The sequence below is a fragment of the Micromonospora sp. NPDC049891 genome, assembly GCF_040660295.1.
Lineage (GTDB): Bacteria > Actinomycetota > Actinomycetes > Mycobacteriales > Micromonosporaceae > Micromonospora.
On sequence record NZ_JBFAML010000041.1, the window covers coordinates 1 to 15,275 of the forward strand.

Annotated in this window: 14 protein-coding genes; 6 read left to right on the top strand and 8 right to left on the bottom strand. The window is 70.7% G+C overall.

The genetic code is table 11. The annotated features are described in order from the left end of the window. Nucleotides 1–118: 118 nt before the first annotated feature. From AB0I71_RS30250 to AB0I71_RS30265, 4 genes are all read right to left on the bottom strand, one after another. The gene (locus tag AB0I71_RS30250; RefSeq protein ID WP_357590429.1) at nucleotides 119–1,015 is read right to left on the bottom strand and encodes an amino acid ABC transporter permease; all 897 of its coding nucleotides are present in this window, start codon (nucleotides 1,013–1,015) and stop codon (nucleotides 119–121) included. Further along, entirely contained in the window at nucleotides 1,015–1,689 is a 675-nt protein-coding gene (locus AB0I71_RS30255) for an amino acid ABC transporter permease (RefSeq protein ID WP_357590431.1), read from the bottom strand. The genes AB0I71_RS30250 and AB0I71_RS30255 overlap by 1 nt, the downstream gene beginning before the upstream one ends. A gap of 81 nt (nucleotides 1,690–1,770) precedes the next feature. Next, a complete protein-coding gene (locus AB0I71_RS30260) occupies nucleotides 1,771–2,637 on the bottom strand; it encodes a glutamate ABC transporter substrate-binding protein (protein ID WP_357590433.1) in 867 nt (288 codons plus the stop codon). A 60-nt stretch (nucleotides 2,638–2,697) separates the two neighbouring features. After that, nucleotides 2,698–3,444, bottom strand: a complete 747-nt coding sequence (locus AB0I71_RS30265) for an amino acid ABC transporter ATP-binding protein (RefSeq protein ID WP_357590435.1) — start codon at nucleotides 3,442–3,444, stop codon at nucleotides 2,698–2,700. Nucleotides 3,445–3,632: 188 nt separating this feature from the next. Between AB0I71_RS30265 and selD the strand changes: the two genes are divergently transcribed. Further along, nucleotides 3,633–4,622 (top strand): selenide, water dikinase SelD, encoded by a 990-nt coding sequence (selD, locus tag AB0I71_RS30270; RefSeq protein ID WP_357590437.1) that lies wholly within the window; start codon nucleotides 3,633–3,635, stop codon nucleotides 4,620–4,622. Nucleotides 4,623–4,838: 216 nt separating this feature from the next. Further along, nucleotides 4,839–5,318 (top strand): hypothetical protein, encoded by a 480-nt coding sequence (locus AB0I71_RS30275; RefSeq protein ID WP_357590439.1) that lies wholly within the window; start codon nucleotides 4,839–4,841, stop codon nucleotides 5,316–5,318. Between the two features lie 4 nt (nucleotides 5,319–5,322). Here AB0I71_RS30275 and AB0I71_RS30280 read toward each other — a convergent pair whose 3' ends face one another. Further along, a complete protein-coding gene (locus AB0I71_RS30280) occupies nucleotides 5,323–5,553 on the bottom strand; it encodes a DUF2277 domain-containing protein (RefSeq protein ID WP_357590441.1) in 231 nt (76 codons plus the stop codon). A 52-nt stretch (nucleotides 5,554–5,605) separates the two neighbouring features. Here AB0I71_RS30280 and miaB point away from each other — a divergent pair, with 52 nt between their 5' ends. Beyond that, nucleotides 5,606–7,123, top strand: a complete 1,518-nt coding sequence (miaB, locus tag AB0I71_RS30285; protein WP_357590443.1) for a tRNA (N6-isopentenyl adenosine(37)-C2)-methylthiotransferase MiaB — start codon at nucleotides 5,606–5,608, stop codon at nucleotides 7,121–7,123. Nucleotides 7,124–7,715: 592 nt separating this feature from the next. On the opposite strand, the gene AB0I71_RS30290 is transcribed toward miaB, so the two are convergent. After that, on the bottom strand, nucleotides 7,716–9,158 hold the full coding sequence (locus tag AB0I71_RS30290) for an RICIN domain-containing protein (RefSeq protein WP_357590445.1): 1,443 nt from the start codon (nucleotides 9,156–9,158) through the stop codon (nucleotides 7,716–7,718). A 426-nt stretch (nucleotides 9,159–9,584) separates the two neighbouring features. Continuing rightward, nucleotides 9,585–10,793: a DUF349 domain-containing protein gene (locus AB0I71_RS30295; protein ID WP_357590447.1), complete on the bottom strand. Its 1,209-nt coding sequence runs from the start codon at nucleotides 10,791–10,793 to the stop codon at nucleotides 9,585–9,587. A gap of 277 nt (nucleotides 10,794–11,070) precedes the next feature. Here AB0I71_RS30295 and AB0I71_RS30300 point away from each other — a divergent pair, with 277 nt between their 5' ends. Genes AB0I71_RS30300 through dapF form a run of 3 tightly spaced genes read left to right on the top strand, consistent with a single transcriptional unit; the run spans nucleotide 11,071 to nucleotide 13,569 of the window. Next, nucleotides 11,071–11,802, top strand: a complete 732-nt coding sequence (locus AB0I71_RS30300) for a hypothetical protein (RefSeq protein ID WP_357590449.1) — start codon at nucleotides 11,071–11,073, stop codon at nucleotides 11,800–11,802. Beyond that, nucleotides 11,799–12,716, top strand: coding sequence for a tRNA (adenosine(37)-N6)-dimethylallyltransferase MiaA (miaA, locus tag AB0I71_RS30305; RefSeq protein WP_357590451.1), 918 nt, complete (start codon nucleotides 11,799–11,801; stop codon nucleotides 12,714–12,716). Before AB0I71_RS30300 ends, miaA begins: the two co-directional genes overlap by 4 nt. Before the next feature lie 7 nt (nucleotides 12,717–12,723). Beyond that, the gene (gene dapF / locus AB0I71_RS30310) at nucleotides 12,724–13,569 is read left to right on the top strand and encodes a diaminopimelate epimerase (protein ID WP_357590453.1); all 846 of its coding nucleotides are present in this window, start codon (nucleotides 12,724–12,726) and stop codon (nucleotides 13,567–13,569) included. A 98-nt stretch (nucleotides 13,570–13,667) separates the two neighbouring features. Here the strand turns inward: dapF and AB0I71_RS30315 are convergent, their stop codons facing one another. Further along, nucleotides 13,668–15,140 carry an NAD-dependent malic enzyme gene (locus tag AB0I71_RS30315; protein WP_357590455.1) on the bottom strand — a complete coding sequence of 491 codons (1,473 nt, stop codon included), beginning with the start codon at nucleotides 15,138–15,140 and terminating at the stop codon, nucleotides 13,668–13,670. Nucleotides 15,141–15,275: the final 135 nt, after the last annotated feature.

Genomic DNA, 15,275 nt, shown 5'->3' on the forward strand with positions numbered 1-15,275 from the left:
GCGGGGGGGGGGGTGGCGGCGGGCTGGGGCTCCCGCCCGGCCCCCCAATACTCCACCCCCCGTCCGTGGGCGCGCGGCCCGCGCCCCCCCGCCCGCCCGCCGCGATCTGTGTTCGGGTTCAGCCCTGCGGCTCGACGATGGTGCCGTCACCGCCGGGGGCGGCGTTCGCGGGTGCGACCGGGCCGGTCTGCCTCGGTATCCGGAAGGCCCGGGCACCGGTGCGCCGGTCCAGCCAGCCGGCGAACCAGGTGAGCACTGAGTTGATCACGATGTAGATGACGGCGGCCACGATCGCGCAGGCGATGATGTTGCCGTAGTTGGCGGCGAGGTCGTTGACACCGCGCTGGAGCAGCTCGGGGTAGGCGACGATGTAGCCGAGTGCAGTGTCCTTGAGCAGCACCACGAGTTGGCTGACGATGATCGGCAGCATGGCCCGGGCGGCCTGCGGGAGCAGGATCAGCCGCATCACCTGGTTCTTGCGCATGCCCACCGCGTACGCCGCCTCGGACTGCCCGCCGGGCACGGCCCGGATGCCGGCCCGGAACGCCTCGGCCAGCACCGAGCCGTTGTAGAGGGTCAGGCCGATCACCACGGCCCAGAAGGCGGTCACCGGTCCCTTGATGAGGAACGGCACGCCGTAGAAGACGAAGAAGATCATCAGCAGCAGCGGTACGGCGCGGAAGAACTCCACCACCATGCCGGCCGGCACGCTGATCCACCACCTGTCGGAGAGTCGGCCGAAGGCGAAGATGATGCCGAAGGCGAGCGACAGCACCATGCCGACGCCGGCCGCCTTCAGGGTGGCCCACAGGCCCGGCAGGATGAACTGGGTCCAGGTGGTCGACCGGGTGAACGGCTCCCACAGCCGGGGCTCCCACTGGTTCGCCTGGTCGAACTTGGTGTAGATCCAGTAGAGCAGGCCGAGCAGCGCGATGCCGAAGAGGACGCTGAACACCGCGTTGCGTACCTTGGCCCGGGGGCCCGGGTGGTCGTAGAGGACGTTGCTGGTGCTCATCAGCGCTTCACCGCCAGACGGTTGGCCAGCCAGCCGAAGAAGTAGCCGGTGGGGATGAGCAGCGCGGCGAACGTGCCGGCGAAGACCAGGAAGATCACGATGACCGCGTCACCGTTGCTGTTGATCAGGTCCTTCATGATGTTGGAGGACTCCAGCAACCCGATGGTGCCGACGATTGTGGCGTTCTTGCAGAGCGCGATCAGGATGCTGCCGAAGGGCGCGACCACCGAGCGCGCCGCCTGCGGCAGCACCACGATCCGTAGCGTCTGGGCGAAGGAGAGCCCGATCGCCCGGGCCGCCTCGGCCTGGCCGGTCGGCACCGTGTTGATGCCCGAGCGGATCGCCTCGCAGACGAAGGCGGCCGTGTAGGCCGACAGGCCGATCACACCGAGCCAGTAGATGTTCAGGTCCAGGTCCTGCGAGAGGCTCAGGCCGAGGGTGGCGTAGACGCCGAAGTAGCAGAAGAAGATGACGAGCGTCAGCGGCGTGTTACGGAAGATGTTGACCCAGGCCGCGCCGAAGCCGCGCAGCACGGGTACGGGGGAGACCCGCATCGCGGCCAGCAGTACGCCGATCACCAGGGCGCAGACCGCTGACGCACCGGTCAGCTTGAGGATCCAGAGGAAACCCGACAGGTACGCGTCGAAGTTGTCCGGATCAGTGAATACGTGCATGCTTCGGCTCCCGGGGCACGTGGCGGCGGCCGGTGACAGGCCGGAGCCGGCACCCGCACGGGGTGCCGGCTCCGGTACCGGTCAGACTGCGCCGCAGTGGGTCAGCTTGGTGGTGTCCAGCTCGGGCGCGGCGGTGCCGCTCTTGCCCAGGGTGGCGTCCCAGGCAGCCTTGTAGCTGCCGTCCTCGGCGGCGGCCTTGAGGATCTCGTTGACCTTCTCGCAGCCGTCCTTGTCGTCCTTCTTCAGGCCGATGCCGTACGGCTCGTCGGAGAAGGTGCTGCCGACGACCTTGAACTTGCCGGCGTACTGGTCCTGCGCGGCGTAGCCGGCGAGGATGATGTCGTCGGTGGTCACCGCGTCGACCTGGCCGTTCTCCAGCAGCGGCAGGCACTTGGAGTACGCGTCGAACTGCTGCAGCCGGGCGTCCGGGTAGTTCTCCTGGATCCGCTTGGCCGGGGTCGAGCCGGTCGCCGAGCAGACCGTCTTACCGGCCAGCTGGTCCGGGCCGGTGATGGTGGAGTCCGACTTGACAAGCAGGTCCTGGCCAGCGACGTAGTACGGGCCGGCAAAGTTGATCTTCTGCTTGCGCTCGTCGTTGATGGTGTAGGTGGCGACCACGAGGTCGACGGTGCCCTGCTCGATGAAGGGCTCCCGGTTGTTCGACACGGTGGTCTTCCACTCGATGCCGCTCTCCTCGACGCCGAGGCCCTTCGCGATGATCTTCGCGATCTCCACGTCGAAGCCCTCGTACTGGCTGCCGGTCTGCAGACCCAGGCCGGGCTGGTCGGCCTTGACGCCGATGACCAGCTTCTTCTGGCTCTCGGCCTTGCCGACGATGCCACCGGCGCCCGTGCCGGAACCGCCCTCGTCGCTGTCCCCGCCGCAAGCGGCCATCGCGACCGCGAGGCCGGCAACGGCGGTGATCGCCGCCATCCGCTTCATACGCATACCTGTTCTCCTTCTTCGACTGGAGCCGGCCGGGTCACGGCCCGCTCCACTACCGGACGCCTAGTGGGTGAGGATTTTGGAGAGGAAGTCCTTGGCCCGCTCGCTGCGCGGGTTCGCGAAGAACTCCGTCGGAGCGGCATCCTCGACGAGCTTGCCGTCGGCCATGAAGATGACCCGGTTGGCCGCGTGTCGCGCGAAACCCATCTCGTGGGTGACCACGACCATGGTCATGCCGTCGCGGGCGAGGGACGTCATCACGTCCAGCACCTCGCCGACCATCTCCGGGTCCAGCGCGCTTGTCGGCTCGTCGAAGAGCATCGCCTTGGGCTGCATGGCCAGCGCCCGGGCGATCGCGGCGCGCTGCTGCTGGCCGCCGGAGAGCTGGGCCGGGTACTTGTCGGCCTGGTTGGCGATACCGACCCGGTCGAGCAGGGCCAGACCCCGCTCGCGGGCCGCCGCCGGCTTCTCCTTGCGGACCTTTGTCGGACCGAGGGTGACGTTCTCCAGGATCGTCTTGTGCGCGAAGAGGTTGAACGACTGGAACACCATGCCGACCTCGCTACGCAGCCTGGCCAGGGCCTTGCCCTCGGCCGGCAACGCCTGGCCGTCGAAGGTGATGGTGCCGGAGTTGATCGGCTCCAGCCGGTTGATGGTGCGGCACAGGGTCGACTTGCCGGAGCCGGACGGGCCGATCACCACGACCACCTCGCCCCGCCCCACCGACAGCGAGACGTCGTCCAGTACGTGCAACGGCCCGAACCATTTGTTGACCGAGTCCAGCACGATGAGCGGTTCGCCCGTCGCCACGTCGTCTGTCCTCCTCGTCGCTGTCGGGAGTCGGTCGACCCCCGGTAGCGGCCACTGTAGGCGGGGTGAAGTGGCGGAACACAACTCAGATGGTCACGGAGCGGTAACACCCTGGATGATCCGACTGCGGCGTCCGAATTTGACCTGCCTGGCTGGCGTCCGGCGCGGGTGACGGAGATCATGAGGGGATGACCGAGCCCGTCCGGCTGACCCGGTACGCCCGTGGCGGCGGGTGCGCCTGCAAGATCCCGCCCGGTGAACTGGAGGCGATGGTCGCCGATCTCGGTCCCGTCGCCGGCACCGCCGAGCTGCTTGTCGGGCTCGACCACGGCGACGACGCCGCGGTGGTCCGGCTGGACGAGCGCACCGGCCTGGTGACCACCGCCGACTTCTTCACCCCTGTGGTCGACGACGCGTACGACTGGGGGCGGATCGCCGCCACCAACGCCCTCTCCGACGTGTACGCGATGGGCGGCACTCCGCTTGTCGCGCTCAACCTGCTCTGCTGGCCCCGGGAGGTGCTGCCGTTGGAACTGGCCCGGGAGGTGCTGCGCGGCGGCCTGGACGTGGCTCGCGCGGCGGGCTGCCATCTGGCCGGCGGGCACACCGTCGACGATGACGGTCCGAAGTACGGCCTGGCCGTCACCGGGTTGGTCCGGCCGGAAGAGTTGATCACCCTGGACGCCGGGCGGGCCGGGCTGCCGCTGTCGCTTACCAAGCCGCTCGGCGTCGGCGTGCTCAACACCCGTCACAAGAGCACCGGCGAGAGCTTCCCGGCGGCGGTGGCGGCGATGACCACCCTGAACCGGGAGGCCGCGAGGGCGGCGGTGGCGGCGGGTGTGCGCTGCGGCACCGACGTGACCGGGTTCGGTCTGCTCGGCCATGCCACGAAGTTGGCCCGGGCCAGCCGGCTGACCGTGGCGATCGACACCGCCCGGGTGCCGTACCTGGAAGGTGCCCGCGAGGCGGTCCGCGACGGGTACGTCAGCGGCGGTTCCCGCCGCAATCTGGAGTGGGTGACCCCGACTACCGATTTCGGCCCGGCGGCGGAGCAGGACCGACTGTTGCTGGCCGACGCGCAGACCTCCGGCGGGCTGCTGGTGGCCGGCGAGATCCCGGGCGCCCCGGTGATCGGTGAGCTGCTGCCCGGGGGCGAACACCGGGTCGTCCTGCGCTGAGCGCGGGTTTTGGTACGCGTGCCGTTGCGTGGGAACGCGCACCATACCCGATAAACTGTCATCTTCCCGCTACCTGGAGCGATGAGGCTCAGGGAAATTTGGGCCAGAATGGTCACAGACCGGTAACTTGCCCACGGCTGGGGGCAAATGCCCCCCACCATCGTCGGTAAGGCCCGATCCGGAGGCCGGTGGGGACGAGCACAGCGAGGAGACGGCATGACCGAGCTGTGGAACTGGAGAATCGACCAGGTACGACCGGTGGAGGTCTACCCGGCGCTGGCCGACGCGCTCGGTCGGGTGGTGATGCCACTGGCGGTGGCGGATCCGCTCCGCCTGCCGACGTACGCGGTGGTCTGCGACGTCTGGCAGGCGCCGGGGGAGTTCGCCACGATCGTGGACTGCTACGGCGTACCGGACGGACTGCCCGAGCTGCCGAGCATCGCGGCGCTGGCCCGGCTGCTCGGCCGCAACTGCCTGCTGCGTGACGACACCCTCGACGACACCCGGCACCTGCTCGTCGCACCCGACGGCAGCATCCGCCCGGTCCACTTCGACGTGCGGGAGACCGACGACGGCGAGGTACTCAGCGACCGCCGGCTGTGCACCGAGGCCGACCCGCGCTGCCGGGGCTGGTCGCGGTGCCACCGCTCGCGGTGGGCGCCCGACTCGGTGAACCCGGCCCTGGCCGCCGCCTGAGGTTCTACGGCGCGGCGGCCGGCCGGGTGCCGCCGCGTACCACCAGCTCGTCGAGCAGGGTGCGGGTGGCGGCGGCGATCGTGGCTACCGCCGCGTCGAACGCCTCGGCGTTGTGCGCCGCCGGGGCCCGGAAACCGGAGATCTTCCGGACGTACTGCAACGCCGCGGCCCGCACGTCCGCGTCGGTGACTTCCGGGGTGTACGGCTCACGCAGGGTCTTGATGCTGCGGCACATGGCTTCTCCTCGTTCCGTCCGATTCCTCGGACCCGGCTACGCTGTGCACGTCATGACTACCGCAGCGGCGGGCGGCCCGCGCACCTACCAGGTGCGCACCTACGGCTGCCAGATGAACGTGCACGACTCCGAGCGCATTTCCGGCCTGCTGGAGCAGGCGGGTTACGTCCGCGCGGGTGAGGCCGAGGACACCCCCGACGTGGTGGTGTTCAACACCTGCGCGGTCCGCGAGAACGCGGACAACCGACTCTACGGCAACCTCGGTCACCTGCGTCCGGTCAAGAACCGGCACCCGGGGATGCAGATCGCCGTCGGGGGTTGCCTCGCCCAGAAGGACCGCGGCGACATCGTCCGCCGGGCCCCCTGGGTGGACGTGGTCTTCGGCACCCACAACATCGGCTCGCTGCCGGTGCTGCTGGAGCGGGCCCGGCACAACGCCGCCGCCGAGGTGGAAATCCTCGAAGCCCTCGACGTCTTCCCGTCGACGCTGCCGACCCGCCGCGAGTCGACCTACGCCGGCTGGGTGTCGATCTCGGTGGGCTGCAACAACACCTGCACCTTCTGCATCGTGCCGTCGCTGCGTGGCAAGGAGAAGGACCGCCGCCCCGGCGACATCCTCAGCGAGGTACGCGCGTTGGTCGACGAGGGTGTGCTGGAGGTGACCCTGCTCGGGCAGAACGTCAACTCCTACGGCGTCGAGTTCGGCGACCGGTACGCCTTCGGCAAGCTGCTGCGCGCCTGCGGCGAGATCGACGGGCTGGAGCGGGTGCGGTTCACCAGCCCGCACCCGAAGGACTTCACCGACGACGTGATCGCGGCGATGGCCGAGACGCCCAACGTCTGCCCCTCGCTGCACATGCCGTTGCAGTCCGGCTCCGACGACGTGCTGCGCGCGATGCGCCGCTCGTACCGGTCGGAAAAGTACCTGGGCATCATCGAGAAGGTCCGGGCGGCGATGCCCGACGCGGCGATCACCACCGACATCATCGTCGGCTTCCCCGGCGAGACCGAGACCGACTTCGAGCACACCCTCGACGTGGTCCGTGAGGCACGGTTCTCCTCCGCGTTCACGTTCCAGTACTCGAAGCGCCCCGGCACGCCGGCCGCGACCATGGACGGCCAGCTGCCCAAGCAGGTCGTGCAGGAGCGGTACGAGCGGCTGATCGCCTGCGTCGAGGAGATCACCTGGGCGGAGAACAAGAAGCTCGTCGGCGAGACGGTCGAGGTGCTTGTCGCCGTCGGTGAGGGCCGCAAGGACGAGCGCACCGGCCGGATGTCGGGTCGGGCCCGCGACGGCCGCCTGGTGCACTTCGCCACCGGTGCTGCCGGCGAACCGGGCGACGCCGGGTCGATCCGCCCGGGCGACATCGTGCACACCACGATCACCTACGCCGCGCCGCACCACCTCAACGCCGACGGTGCCCCGCTGTCGCACCGCCGCACCCGCGCCGGTGACGCGGCCGAGGCGGGTCGTTCACCGCGTACCCCCGGGGTGTTGCTTGGGCTGCCGACGATCGGCGCGCCGGCCGTGGCGCCCGAGCCGACAACCGGCTGCGCCGTCACGCACTGAGCAAGGTCGGCCTTCTCCAGGCGGAGTACATGAAGCGGTCTCGACTGCGGTCGGCCCGGTGTAGTTAGGTGCGTTGGATCGCGATGACCCATTGGCCGCCGCGCTGGTCGAGGTCGAGAGCGGTGATCTCCGCAGGCGCTGCCGGCAGGGTGCCGAGTCGTTCCGCGATGTACGGCATCGCAGGAACCTTCTCGCTCTCCTCGCCCAGGTCATCCAACGCGGACCCGCAGCGGCCGACGTCGCGCGCCTGGCCGCCATCGTCGGCCTGGCCCGTCAACCCTGACCCGGGCGACTCGCAGGCTCCGAGTGCTGCTGTCCGGCGGCGTGCCCGGCCGGGCCACCACCCACCACCGTGCGTCCTTTGCTCTGCTTCAACCCGCGCAAGGGGTAGCCAGCGAAACCATTGCGTGGAGTGAAGCAGAGCAAAGGAGCCACCACACACACCCCGGCGGAACCCTCTGTGGCCGCGTCACGCAGCCCTGGGCGGCCTGTGTCGAAGTCCGGGGCCGGCCAGCGAGCGGGCTCATGCGACGCCCGCCCGGACGCCGCCTCGGCTCGACCGAGGACTTCGACACAGGCCCTGACCCTTCGGTCAGACCGAGATCCGGCCGGCGCCCGCGCCGCCCGTCACGATCGACTTGACGTTGCTCGGGGTGTCCAGGGTGTACGAGTAGGGGATGCCGGCCACGCTGCCGCCGGTCTGTCCGCTGCCCGAGTTGACGAAGTGGTTGTTGCGGGCCACCAGCGAGCCCGGCCCGGAGCTGCCTTCACCCAGGTGGTACGGGTCGGGGGTGTTCTCGAAGTAGTTGCCCTCGACAAGCACGCCGGCGTTCATCGTGGACGCCACGCCGTAGCCGCGTACGTTGCTGTAGTAGTTGTTGTAGACGTGCACCGGGTTGCCGAAGCGGACCCGGGGGTGGCGCTGGTTGCTGCCGTCGAACCAGTTGTGGTGGTACGACACCCGCAGCTTGCCGACGTCCTGGCTGGCGTTGTCGTCGCTGTGTCCGAGCAGCATCGACTTGTCGTGACCGTAGACGCGGTTCCAGGACACGGTGATGAAGTCGGAGCCGCGCTTGATGTCGACAGCGCCGTCGTACCCGGCGGTGAAGGTGTTGTGGTCGATCCAGATGTTGGTGGCCGACTGCTCCACGTTAATCGCGTCGTCGCCCCAGTTCCGGAAGGTCAGGTTCCGGATGATCACGTTGCGGTCACCGTTGATGGTGAATCCGCAGCCGGCGATCGTGGCACCGGAGTTGCCGAGGATTGTCTTGTTGGAGCGGACCCGCAGCATTCCCGAGCAGTTGATGGTGCCGGAGACCCGGATCACCGCCGCGCTTGTGGAGTTGAGCGCGCTGGTCAGCGCCGAGGCGCTGGTGACGGTGGTGGTTGCGGCGCTGCCGCCGCCTGAGGTGCCGCCGTTCTGGGTGGCCCAGCCGACCAGGCCGGTCTGCGGTGTGCTGGGCGGGTTGGTCGGCGGGGGAGTGGTGCCACCGCCCAGCCGCACCAGTTGCCACCGCTGGTTGGCGCCGTCCAGGTCGGCGTACTGCGAGACCATGCCCCCGTCGGCAGTGGACCACTGCCACACCTCAAGGGCCTTGTTGCTGTGCCGGCTGATGAACCGGACGTCACCGTTGGCGGAGTCCGCGAGCCGGAAGTGCTGCCGGGTGTCGCTGCTCGCGGTGACCTGGGTGACCTGTGCGCCGTCGTTCGAGTTCGGAATGGCCACAACCTTGCCGGAGTGCCGGTTGCGCAGCTGGTAGTAGCCGCTGCCCACGTCGACGAACTGGAACTGCTGGTTGTTGCCGTCGGCGCGGGTGAACTGCCGGATCTCGCCGCCGTCTGCGGTGGACCAGTTCCAGAGGTCCATGGCCTTGCCGCTGTGGCGGTTGACGAACACGTAGTAGGCGCCGGTGTCGACGGTCGCCGCGGCGGCCGGGGTGACGGTCACCGCGACGGCGGCGGCGGGCAGCGCGACGGCCGTCGCGGCCAGCACCGCCAGCCGTCTGGTCAGGCGCGGCTTGACGTCTGCAAGCACGGTCGTTCTCCTCATCCTCGGTAAATGGGACGGATCGGGTGACGCGTCGGCGCACCGAGGGACCGGCGGTCCGGGCCGGCCCGGACCGGACGGGTCCATGCGTGGGCGGCCACGGCTGACGGTGGTGTGGCCGTGGCGGACGCCCGGATGCGTCATCCGGTGCGGTCGGCAGGGGGTGTGCCTCGGCAACGGAGGCTGCCGTGCCCGGCGGCAGCGATGCCGTGGCGGTCGCAGGATGCGCCCTGCCGGTGGATGAACTGGTCGGATTGGCTCCCGTGCCTCGCCCCACGAGAGGGCAAGCGCTTTCCCCACATAATCACAGATCGACGTCGATGTAAATGTCGTACGCTAACATCGCCGCGACCTGCGAAAAGGACGATGCCCCCGACTCCCGTGAGGGGGAGCCGAGGGCATCGGACGTACGGCTCAGCCAGCCTGCTCGGCCAACTGGAGGAACTGGCGCTTCGAGGCGAGCGCCTGCTCGGCCTCCTTGATCCGCCGGGTGTCACCGGCTGCCTGCGCCCGGGCCAGCCGCTCCTCGGCCTCCGCGACCTGCGCACGCATCTGGGCCAGCAGCGGGTTGTCCTCCCGGCTGGTGCGCCGCCAGGCCGATTCCATCACCTCGCGGACCTTCTCGTCGACCGCGCGCAGCCGGCGCTCCAGCCCGGCGGCCGCCTCGCGCGGCACCCGACCGGCCTCGTGCCACTGCGCCTGGATCTCCCGCAGCTTCGCCTGCGCACCCTTCGGGTCGCCGTCGACATCGAGCGCCTCGGCCTCGGCCAGCAGCGCCTGCTTGCGCTCCAGGTTGGCCCGCTGCTCGTTGTCGCGGGCGGAGAAGACCTCACTACGCCGGCTGAAGAAGGCGTCCTGCGCGGCGCGGAACCGTTCCCAGAGCCGCTGCTCAGCTTCCTTCGACGCGCGCGGCGCGGCCTTCCACTGGGTCATCAGGTCCTTGAGCTGGTTTGCCGTAGCCGCCCAGTCGGTCGATTCGGCGACTTTCTCGGCCTCGGCGACCAGCTCCTCCTTGACCGTCTGCGCCTGCTTGCGCTGCGCGTCCAGCGAGGCGAAGTGGGCACCCCGGCGGCGGGTGAAACCGTCCCGCGCGGCGGCGAACCGCTTCCACAGCTCACCGTCGGTCTTCTTGTCGACCCCCCGGATGGTCTTCCACTCGTCGAGGATCTCCTTGAGCCGGTCCCCGGCGGTCTTCCAGCCGGTCGACTCGGCCGCCAGCTTCTCGGCCTCCTCCACCAGGGCGGTCTTGCGGGCGAGAGCCTCGACGCGGGCGGCCTCCTTCGCCGCCCGGGCCTCGCCGGCCTTCTCCTCGGCCACCGTGGCGAGCTTGTCGAGCCGGGCAGCCAGGGCATCGATGTCACCGACGACGTGGGCCTCGGCGAGGGAGCCGCGGATCCGCCGGATGGTGGTGAGCGAGTGGTTGGCGTCCGCCGCACCGGACTTGAGCCGTGCCTCGGTCAGGTCCACCTCGGTCACCAGGTCGGCGAAGCGGCGTGCGAAGTGTGCCAGCCCCTCCTCCGGTGCTCCCGCCTGCCAGGATCCGACCACCCGCTCGCCCTCGGCGGTCTTGACGTAAACGGTGCCGTCCGCGTCCACCCGTCCGAAGGCAGTCCAGTCGCTCATGTGCCCATCCTCGTTCTCCCGGCACCAGGGAGCAGTCTCCCGGGCGCCGCCACGGCGCAGCCAAGTTTCTCCGGGCATTGTCACAGGTGCGCCCCGGTCCGCGTCGAGCGCCTATCGCCGACCGTGACCATACGGTGTCCTAGGGCCTGTCTGGGTCATCCGACCGGCGTGCCGCTTTCGCCCGTACGACGTACGTACGAGCGGTCGGCCTTCCGGGCGGCACCCGGCACCCGGCGGCACCCGGCACCCGGCGGTACCCGGCCGCTACGGTTGCCTGGTGCCATTGGTCGCCGCCGCCGTCTGCCCCCACCCGCCGCTGCTCGTCCCCGAGATCGCCGGTGCCGCCGCGTCCGAGCTGGACGACCTGCGCGCCGCCTGTGACACCGCAGTCGCCGGGCTGCTCGACTCGGGAGCCCGCAGCGTCCTGGTGATCGGAGCCGGCGACCGCAGAGCGGACCTCGACTACCCGTTCCGGGGCAGCTTCGCCCCCTGGGGGGTGCCGCTGGAGGTACGCCTCGGCAACCACCCCGACGGGTCGGTGGGCACCGACCACCTACCGCTCAGCCTGCTGGTCGGCGCCTGGCTGCTCGGTCGGCGACCAGCGGCCGGGACCGGCGGCATCGGCTGGCGGATGAAGACGGTCGGGGCCGACGAGTCGGTCAAGACCTGTGCCGACCTCGGTGCCCGGCTCGGTTCGAACCAGCCGTGGGCGCTGTTGGTGATGGGCGACGGTTCGGCCTGCCGGGGTGAGAAGGCACCCGGCTACGCCGATTCGCGCGCCGAGGCGTACGACGAGACTGTCGCGCGAGCCCTGGCCGACGCGGACGCCGACGCCCTGCTCGGCCTGGACCCCGACCTGTCGGCCCAGCTCAGGGTCGCGGGACGGGCACCATGGCAGGTGCTCGCCGGTGCGGCGCGGGCGGCGGGCGGCCACTGGCGCGGCGAGCTGCGCTACCACGCCGCGCCCTACGGGGTGGGCTACCTCGTGGCGAGCTGGGAGCGGCAGTGACCGCCCCGGGCGTCGTGGTCGCGGTGGTCGGGCCGACGGCGGCGGGCAAGTCGGCGCTGAGCATCGCACTCGCGCACGCGCTCGACGGCGAGGTGGTGAACGCCGACTCGATGCAGCTCTACCGGGGCATGGACATCGGCACGGCGAAGCTCACCGACGCCGAGCGCGACGGCGTGCCACATCACCTGCTCGACATCTGGGAGGTCACCGAGCCGGCCAGCGTCGCGGAGTACCAGCGGCTGGCCCGGGCGGCGGTCGACGACATCCTCTCCCGAGGGCGGGTGCCACTGCTTGTCGGTGGGTCCGGGCTCTACGTCCGGGCGGTGCTGGAACAGTTCGAGTTCCCCGGCACCGACCCCGCGCTGCGGCAGCGCCTGGAAGGTGAACTGGCCGCGCTCGGACCAGCGCCGCTGTACGCGCGACTCCGCGAGGCCGACCCGGCCGCGGCGGCCGGCATCCTGCCCGGCAACGGCCGGCGCATCGTGCGTGCGCTGGAGGTGATCGAGCTGACCGGTAAGCCGTTCACCGCGGCGTTGCCCGAGCCCAGGCCCTACTACCCGGCGGTGCAGATCGGCGTGGACCTGGACACCGCCCGGCTCGACGAGCGGATCGCGGTCCGGGTCGACCGGATGTGGGCCGACGGGCTGGTCGCGGAGACCCGGGGACTTGTCGAGCGCGGCCTGCCGCAGGGGCGTACCGCGAGCCGGGCGCTCGGCTACCAGCAGGTGCTGCGTTTCCTGGGCGGGGAGCTGACCGAGACCGAGGCGCACGACGAGACGATCCGGGCCACCCGCCGCTTCGTCCGCCGCCAGCGCTCCTGGTTCCGGCGTGATCCGCGGGTGCACTGGCTCGACTCGGCCGACCCGGGCATGGTCGGGGCCGCGGTGCGGATCCTCGGCGAGACTGCGCGATGATGGAGGCGTGGAGTTCACCAAGGGGCACGGCACCGGCAACGACTTCGTGATCCTGCCCGACCCGGACGGCGCGCTCGACCTGACGCCCGAGCTGGTGGCGGCGATCTGCGACCGGCGACGTGGCCTCGGTGGGGACGGCGTGCTGCGTGTGGTCCGCGCCGCGAAGCACGCCGACGGCGCCGCGTTGGCCGGCGAGGCCGAGTGGTTCATGGACTACTGGAACTCCGACGGCTCCTTCGCCGAGATGTGCGGCAACGGCGCCCGAGTCTTCGTCCGTTACCTGCTGGAGACCGGGCTGGCCGTGCCGGCCGGCGACGTGCTGCCGGTGGCCACCCGGGCCGGCGTGGTGCGGGCGCGGGTCGACGGTGACGCCATCGCCGTCGAGATGCGGCGCCCCCGGCTGTACGACGCCTCCGCCGCCGCCCTGGGCGGGCTGACCCTGCCCGGCACGGCGGTGGATGTCGGCAATCCCCACCTGGTCTGCCCGGTACCCGCCGGGCTGGACCTGGCTGGGCTGGACCTGACCCGGGCCCCGGACGTCGACCCGGCGCTCTTCCCCAGCGGGGTGAACGTCGAGTTCATCACCGCCGGTGCCCCGGTTGCCGGCGTCGACGCGCACGTGCTGATGCGCGTCCACGAGCGTGGCTCCGCCGAGACGCTGTCCTGCGGCACCGGCGCCTGCGCGGTCGCGGCGGTGGCCCTGCGCGACGCCGACCGGGAGACCGGCACTGTCGCCGTAGACGTCCCCGGCGGCCGCCTAACCGTCACCGTCACGCCCAACTCCTGCTGGCTCTCCGGCCCCGCCCTCCTCGTGGCCACCGGCCAGCTCACCCTCCCGACCCTGCGCCCCTGACCCTCCCGCCCGACCCGTGTTGATCATGAGGTCAGCGGCAGTTTCTGAGATCGAGATCGCCGCTAACCTCATGATCAACACGGGTTAGCGAGGGCGGGTCAGGGGGTGGCGGAGGCGGTGGCGGCGATCTCGGGGAGGTCGGCCGGGCCGGGGTCGGCGGCGGGCGGCGGGCTGGCGGCCGGGTTCTGGGCGGCGGCGCGTACGGCGGCGGCGACCGCCGGAGCGACTCGGGAGTCGAAGACGCTGGGCACGATGACCGTCGGGTTGATTTTTTCCTCACCCACCACGTCGGCGATGGCCCGAGCGGCGGCGATCGCCATCTCCTCGGTGAACTCCTCGGCGTGCGCGTCGAGCATGCCCCGGAAGACACCGGGGAAGGCGAGCACGTTGTTGATCTGGTTCGGCTGGTCGGAGCGGCCGGTGGCGACGACCGCGGCGTGCCGGCGGGCCTCCCGTGGGTCGACCTCCGGGTCCGGGTTCGCCAGCGCGAACACGATCGCGTCCTTCGCCATCGTGGCGATGTCGTCGCCGGTGAGCAGGTTCGGGGCGCTCACCCCGATGAAGACGTCGGCACCGGCCAGCGCACCGGGCAGGTCACCCGAGTAGCCGTCCCGGTTGGTGTTCTCGGCCAGCCACCGCCAGGCCGGGTTGAGGTCGGCCTGGCCACGGTGCAGGGCACCCTGCCGGTCGTACGCGATGATGTCGCCGACGCCCTGGCGCAGCAGCAGTTTCATGATCGCCGTACCCGCCGCGCCGGCGCCGGAGACCACGACCCGGACGTCCGCGAGCTGCTTGCCCACGACGCGCAGCGCGTTCGTCAGCGCGGCCAGCACGCAGATGGCGGTACCGTGCTGGTCGTCGTGGAAGACCGGGATGTCGAGCGCCTCGCGCAACCGGGCCTCGATCTCGAAGCAACGCGGCGCGGCGATATCCTCCAGGTTGATCCCGCCGTACGCGGGTGCGATCGCCTTGACGATGGCGACGATCTCGTCGGTGTCCTGCGTGTCGAGCACCACCGGCCAGGCGTCCACCCCGCCGAAGCGCTTGAACAGCGCCGCCTTGCCCTCCATCACCGGCAGCGATGCGGCGGGACCGAGGTTGCCCAGCCCCAGCACGGCCGAGCCGTCACTGACCACCGCGACCGTGTTGCGCTTGATGGTCAGCCGGCGGGCGTCGGCGGGGTTGTCGGCGATCGCCTGGCAGACCCGGGCCACCCCGGGGGTGTACGCGCGGGAAAGCTCGTCGCGGTTCCGCAGGGCGACCTTCGGACTCACCTCGATCTTGCCGCCGAGGTGCAGCAGGAAGGTGCGGTCGGAAACCTTGCGCACGTCGACGCCGTCGAGCGAGCTGAGCGCGTCGACGACCTGGTCGGCGTGACCGGCGTCGGCGGTGTCGCAGGTCAGGTCGACGATCACGTTCGTCGGATCGGAGTCGACCACGTCCAGCGCGGTGACGATCGCCCCGGCCTCACCCACCGACGTGGTGAGTCGGCCGATCGAGGAGGCATCGGCGGGCACGGCGATCCGGATCGTGATCGAGAATCCGGCACTGGGCAGTCGGGTCGTGGCCACGCAGGTCCCTCCGTCGGCGCTGAACGGCTCGTCCGCATTTCTACTCGCCCGCCCCGGGCAGCCGGCATCCGCCCCCGCTCCCGCCGCTTCGCAGGTGGGCATATACCAGGTGCAGCGGGCGTTGACACATGTCAG

Coding starts and splice junctions, on each gene's coding strand:
- AB0I71_RS30255 (WP_357590431.1), bottom strand. CDS start 1,689: ATGCACGTATTCACTGATCCGGACAACTTCGACGCGTACCTGTCGGGT.
- AB0I71_RS30250 (WP_357590429.1), bottom strand. CDS start 1,015: ATGAGCACCAGCAACGTCCTCTACGACCACCCGGGCCCCCGGGCCAAG.
- selD (WP_357590437.1), top strand. CDS start 3,633: ATGACCGAGCCCGTCCGGCTGACCCGGTACGCCCGTGGCGGCGGGTGC.
- AB0I71_RS30260 (WP_357590433.1), bottom strand. CDS start 2,637: ATGCGTATGAAGCGGATGGCGGCGATCACCGCCGTTGCCGGCCTCGCG.
- miaB (WP_357590443.1), top strand. CDS start 5,606: ATGACTACCGCAGCGGCGGGCGGCCCGCGCACCTACCAGGTGCGCACC.
- AB0I71_RS30280 (WP_357590441.1), bottom strand. CDS start 5,553: ATGTGCCGCAGCATCAAGACCCTGCGTGAGCCGTACACCCCGGAAGTC.
- AB0I71_RS30295 (WP_357590447.1), bottom strand. CDS start 10,793: ATGAGCGACTGGACTGCCTTCGGACGGGTGGACGCGGACGGCACCGTT.
- AB0I71_RS30275 (WP_357590439.1), top strand. CDS start 4,839: ATGACCGAGCTGTGGAACTGGAGAATCGACCAGGTACGACCGGTGGAG.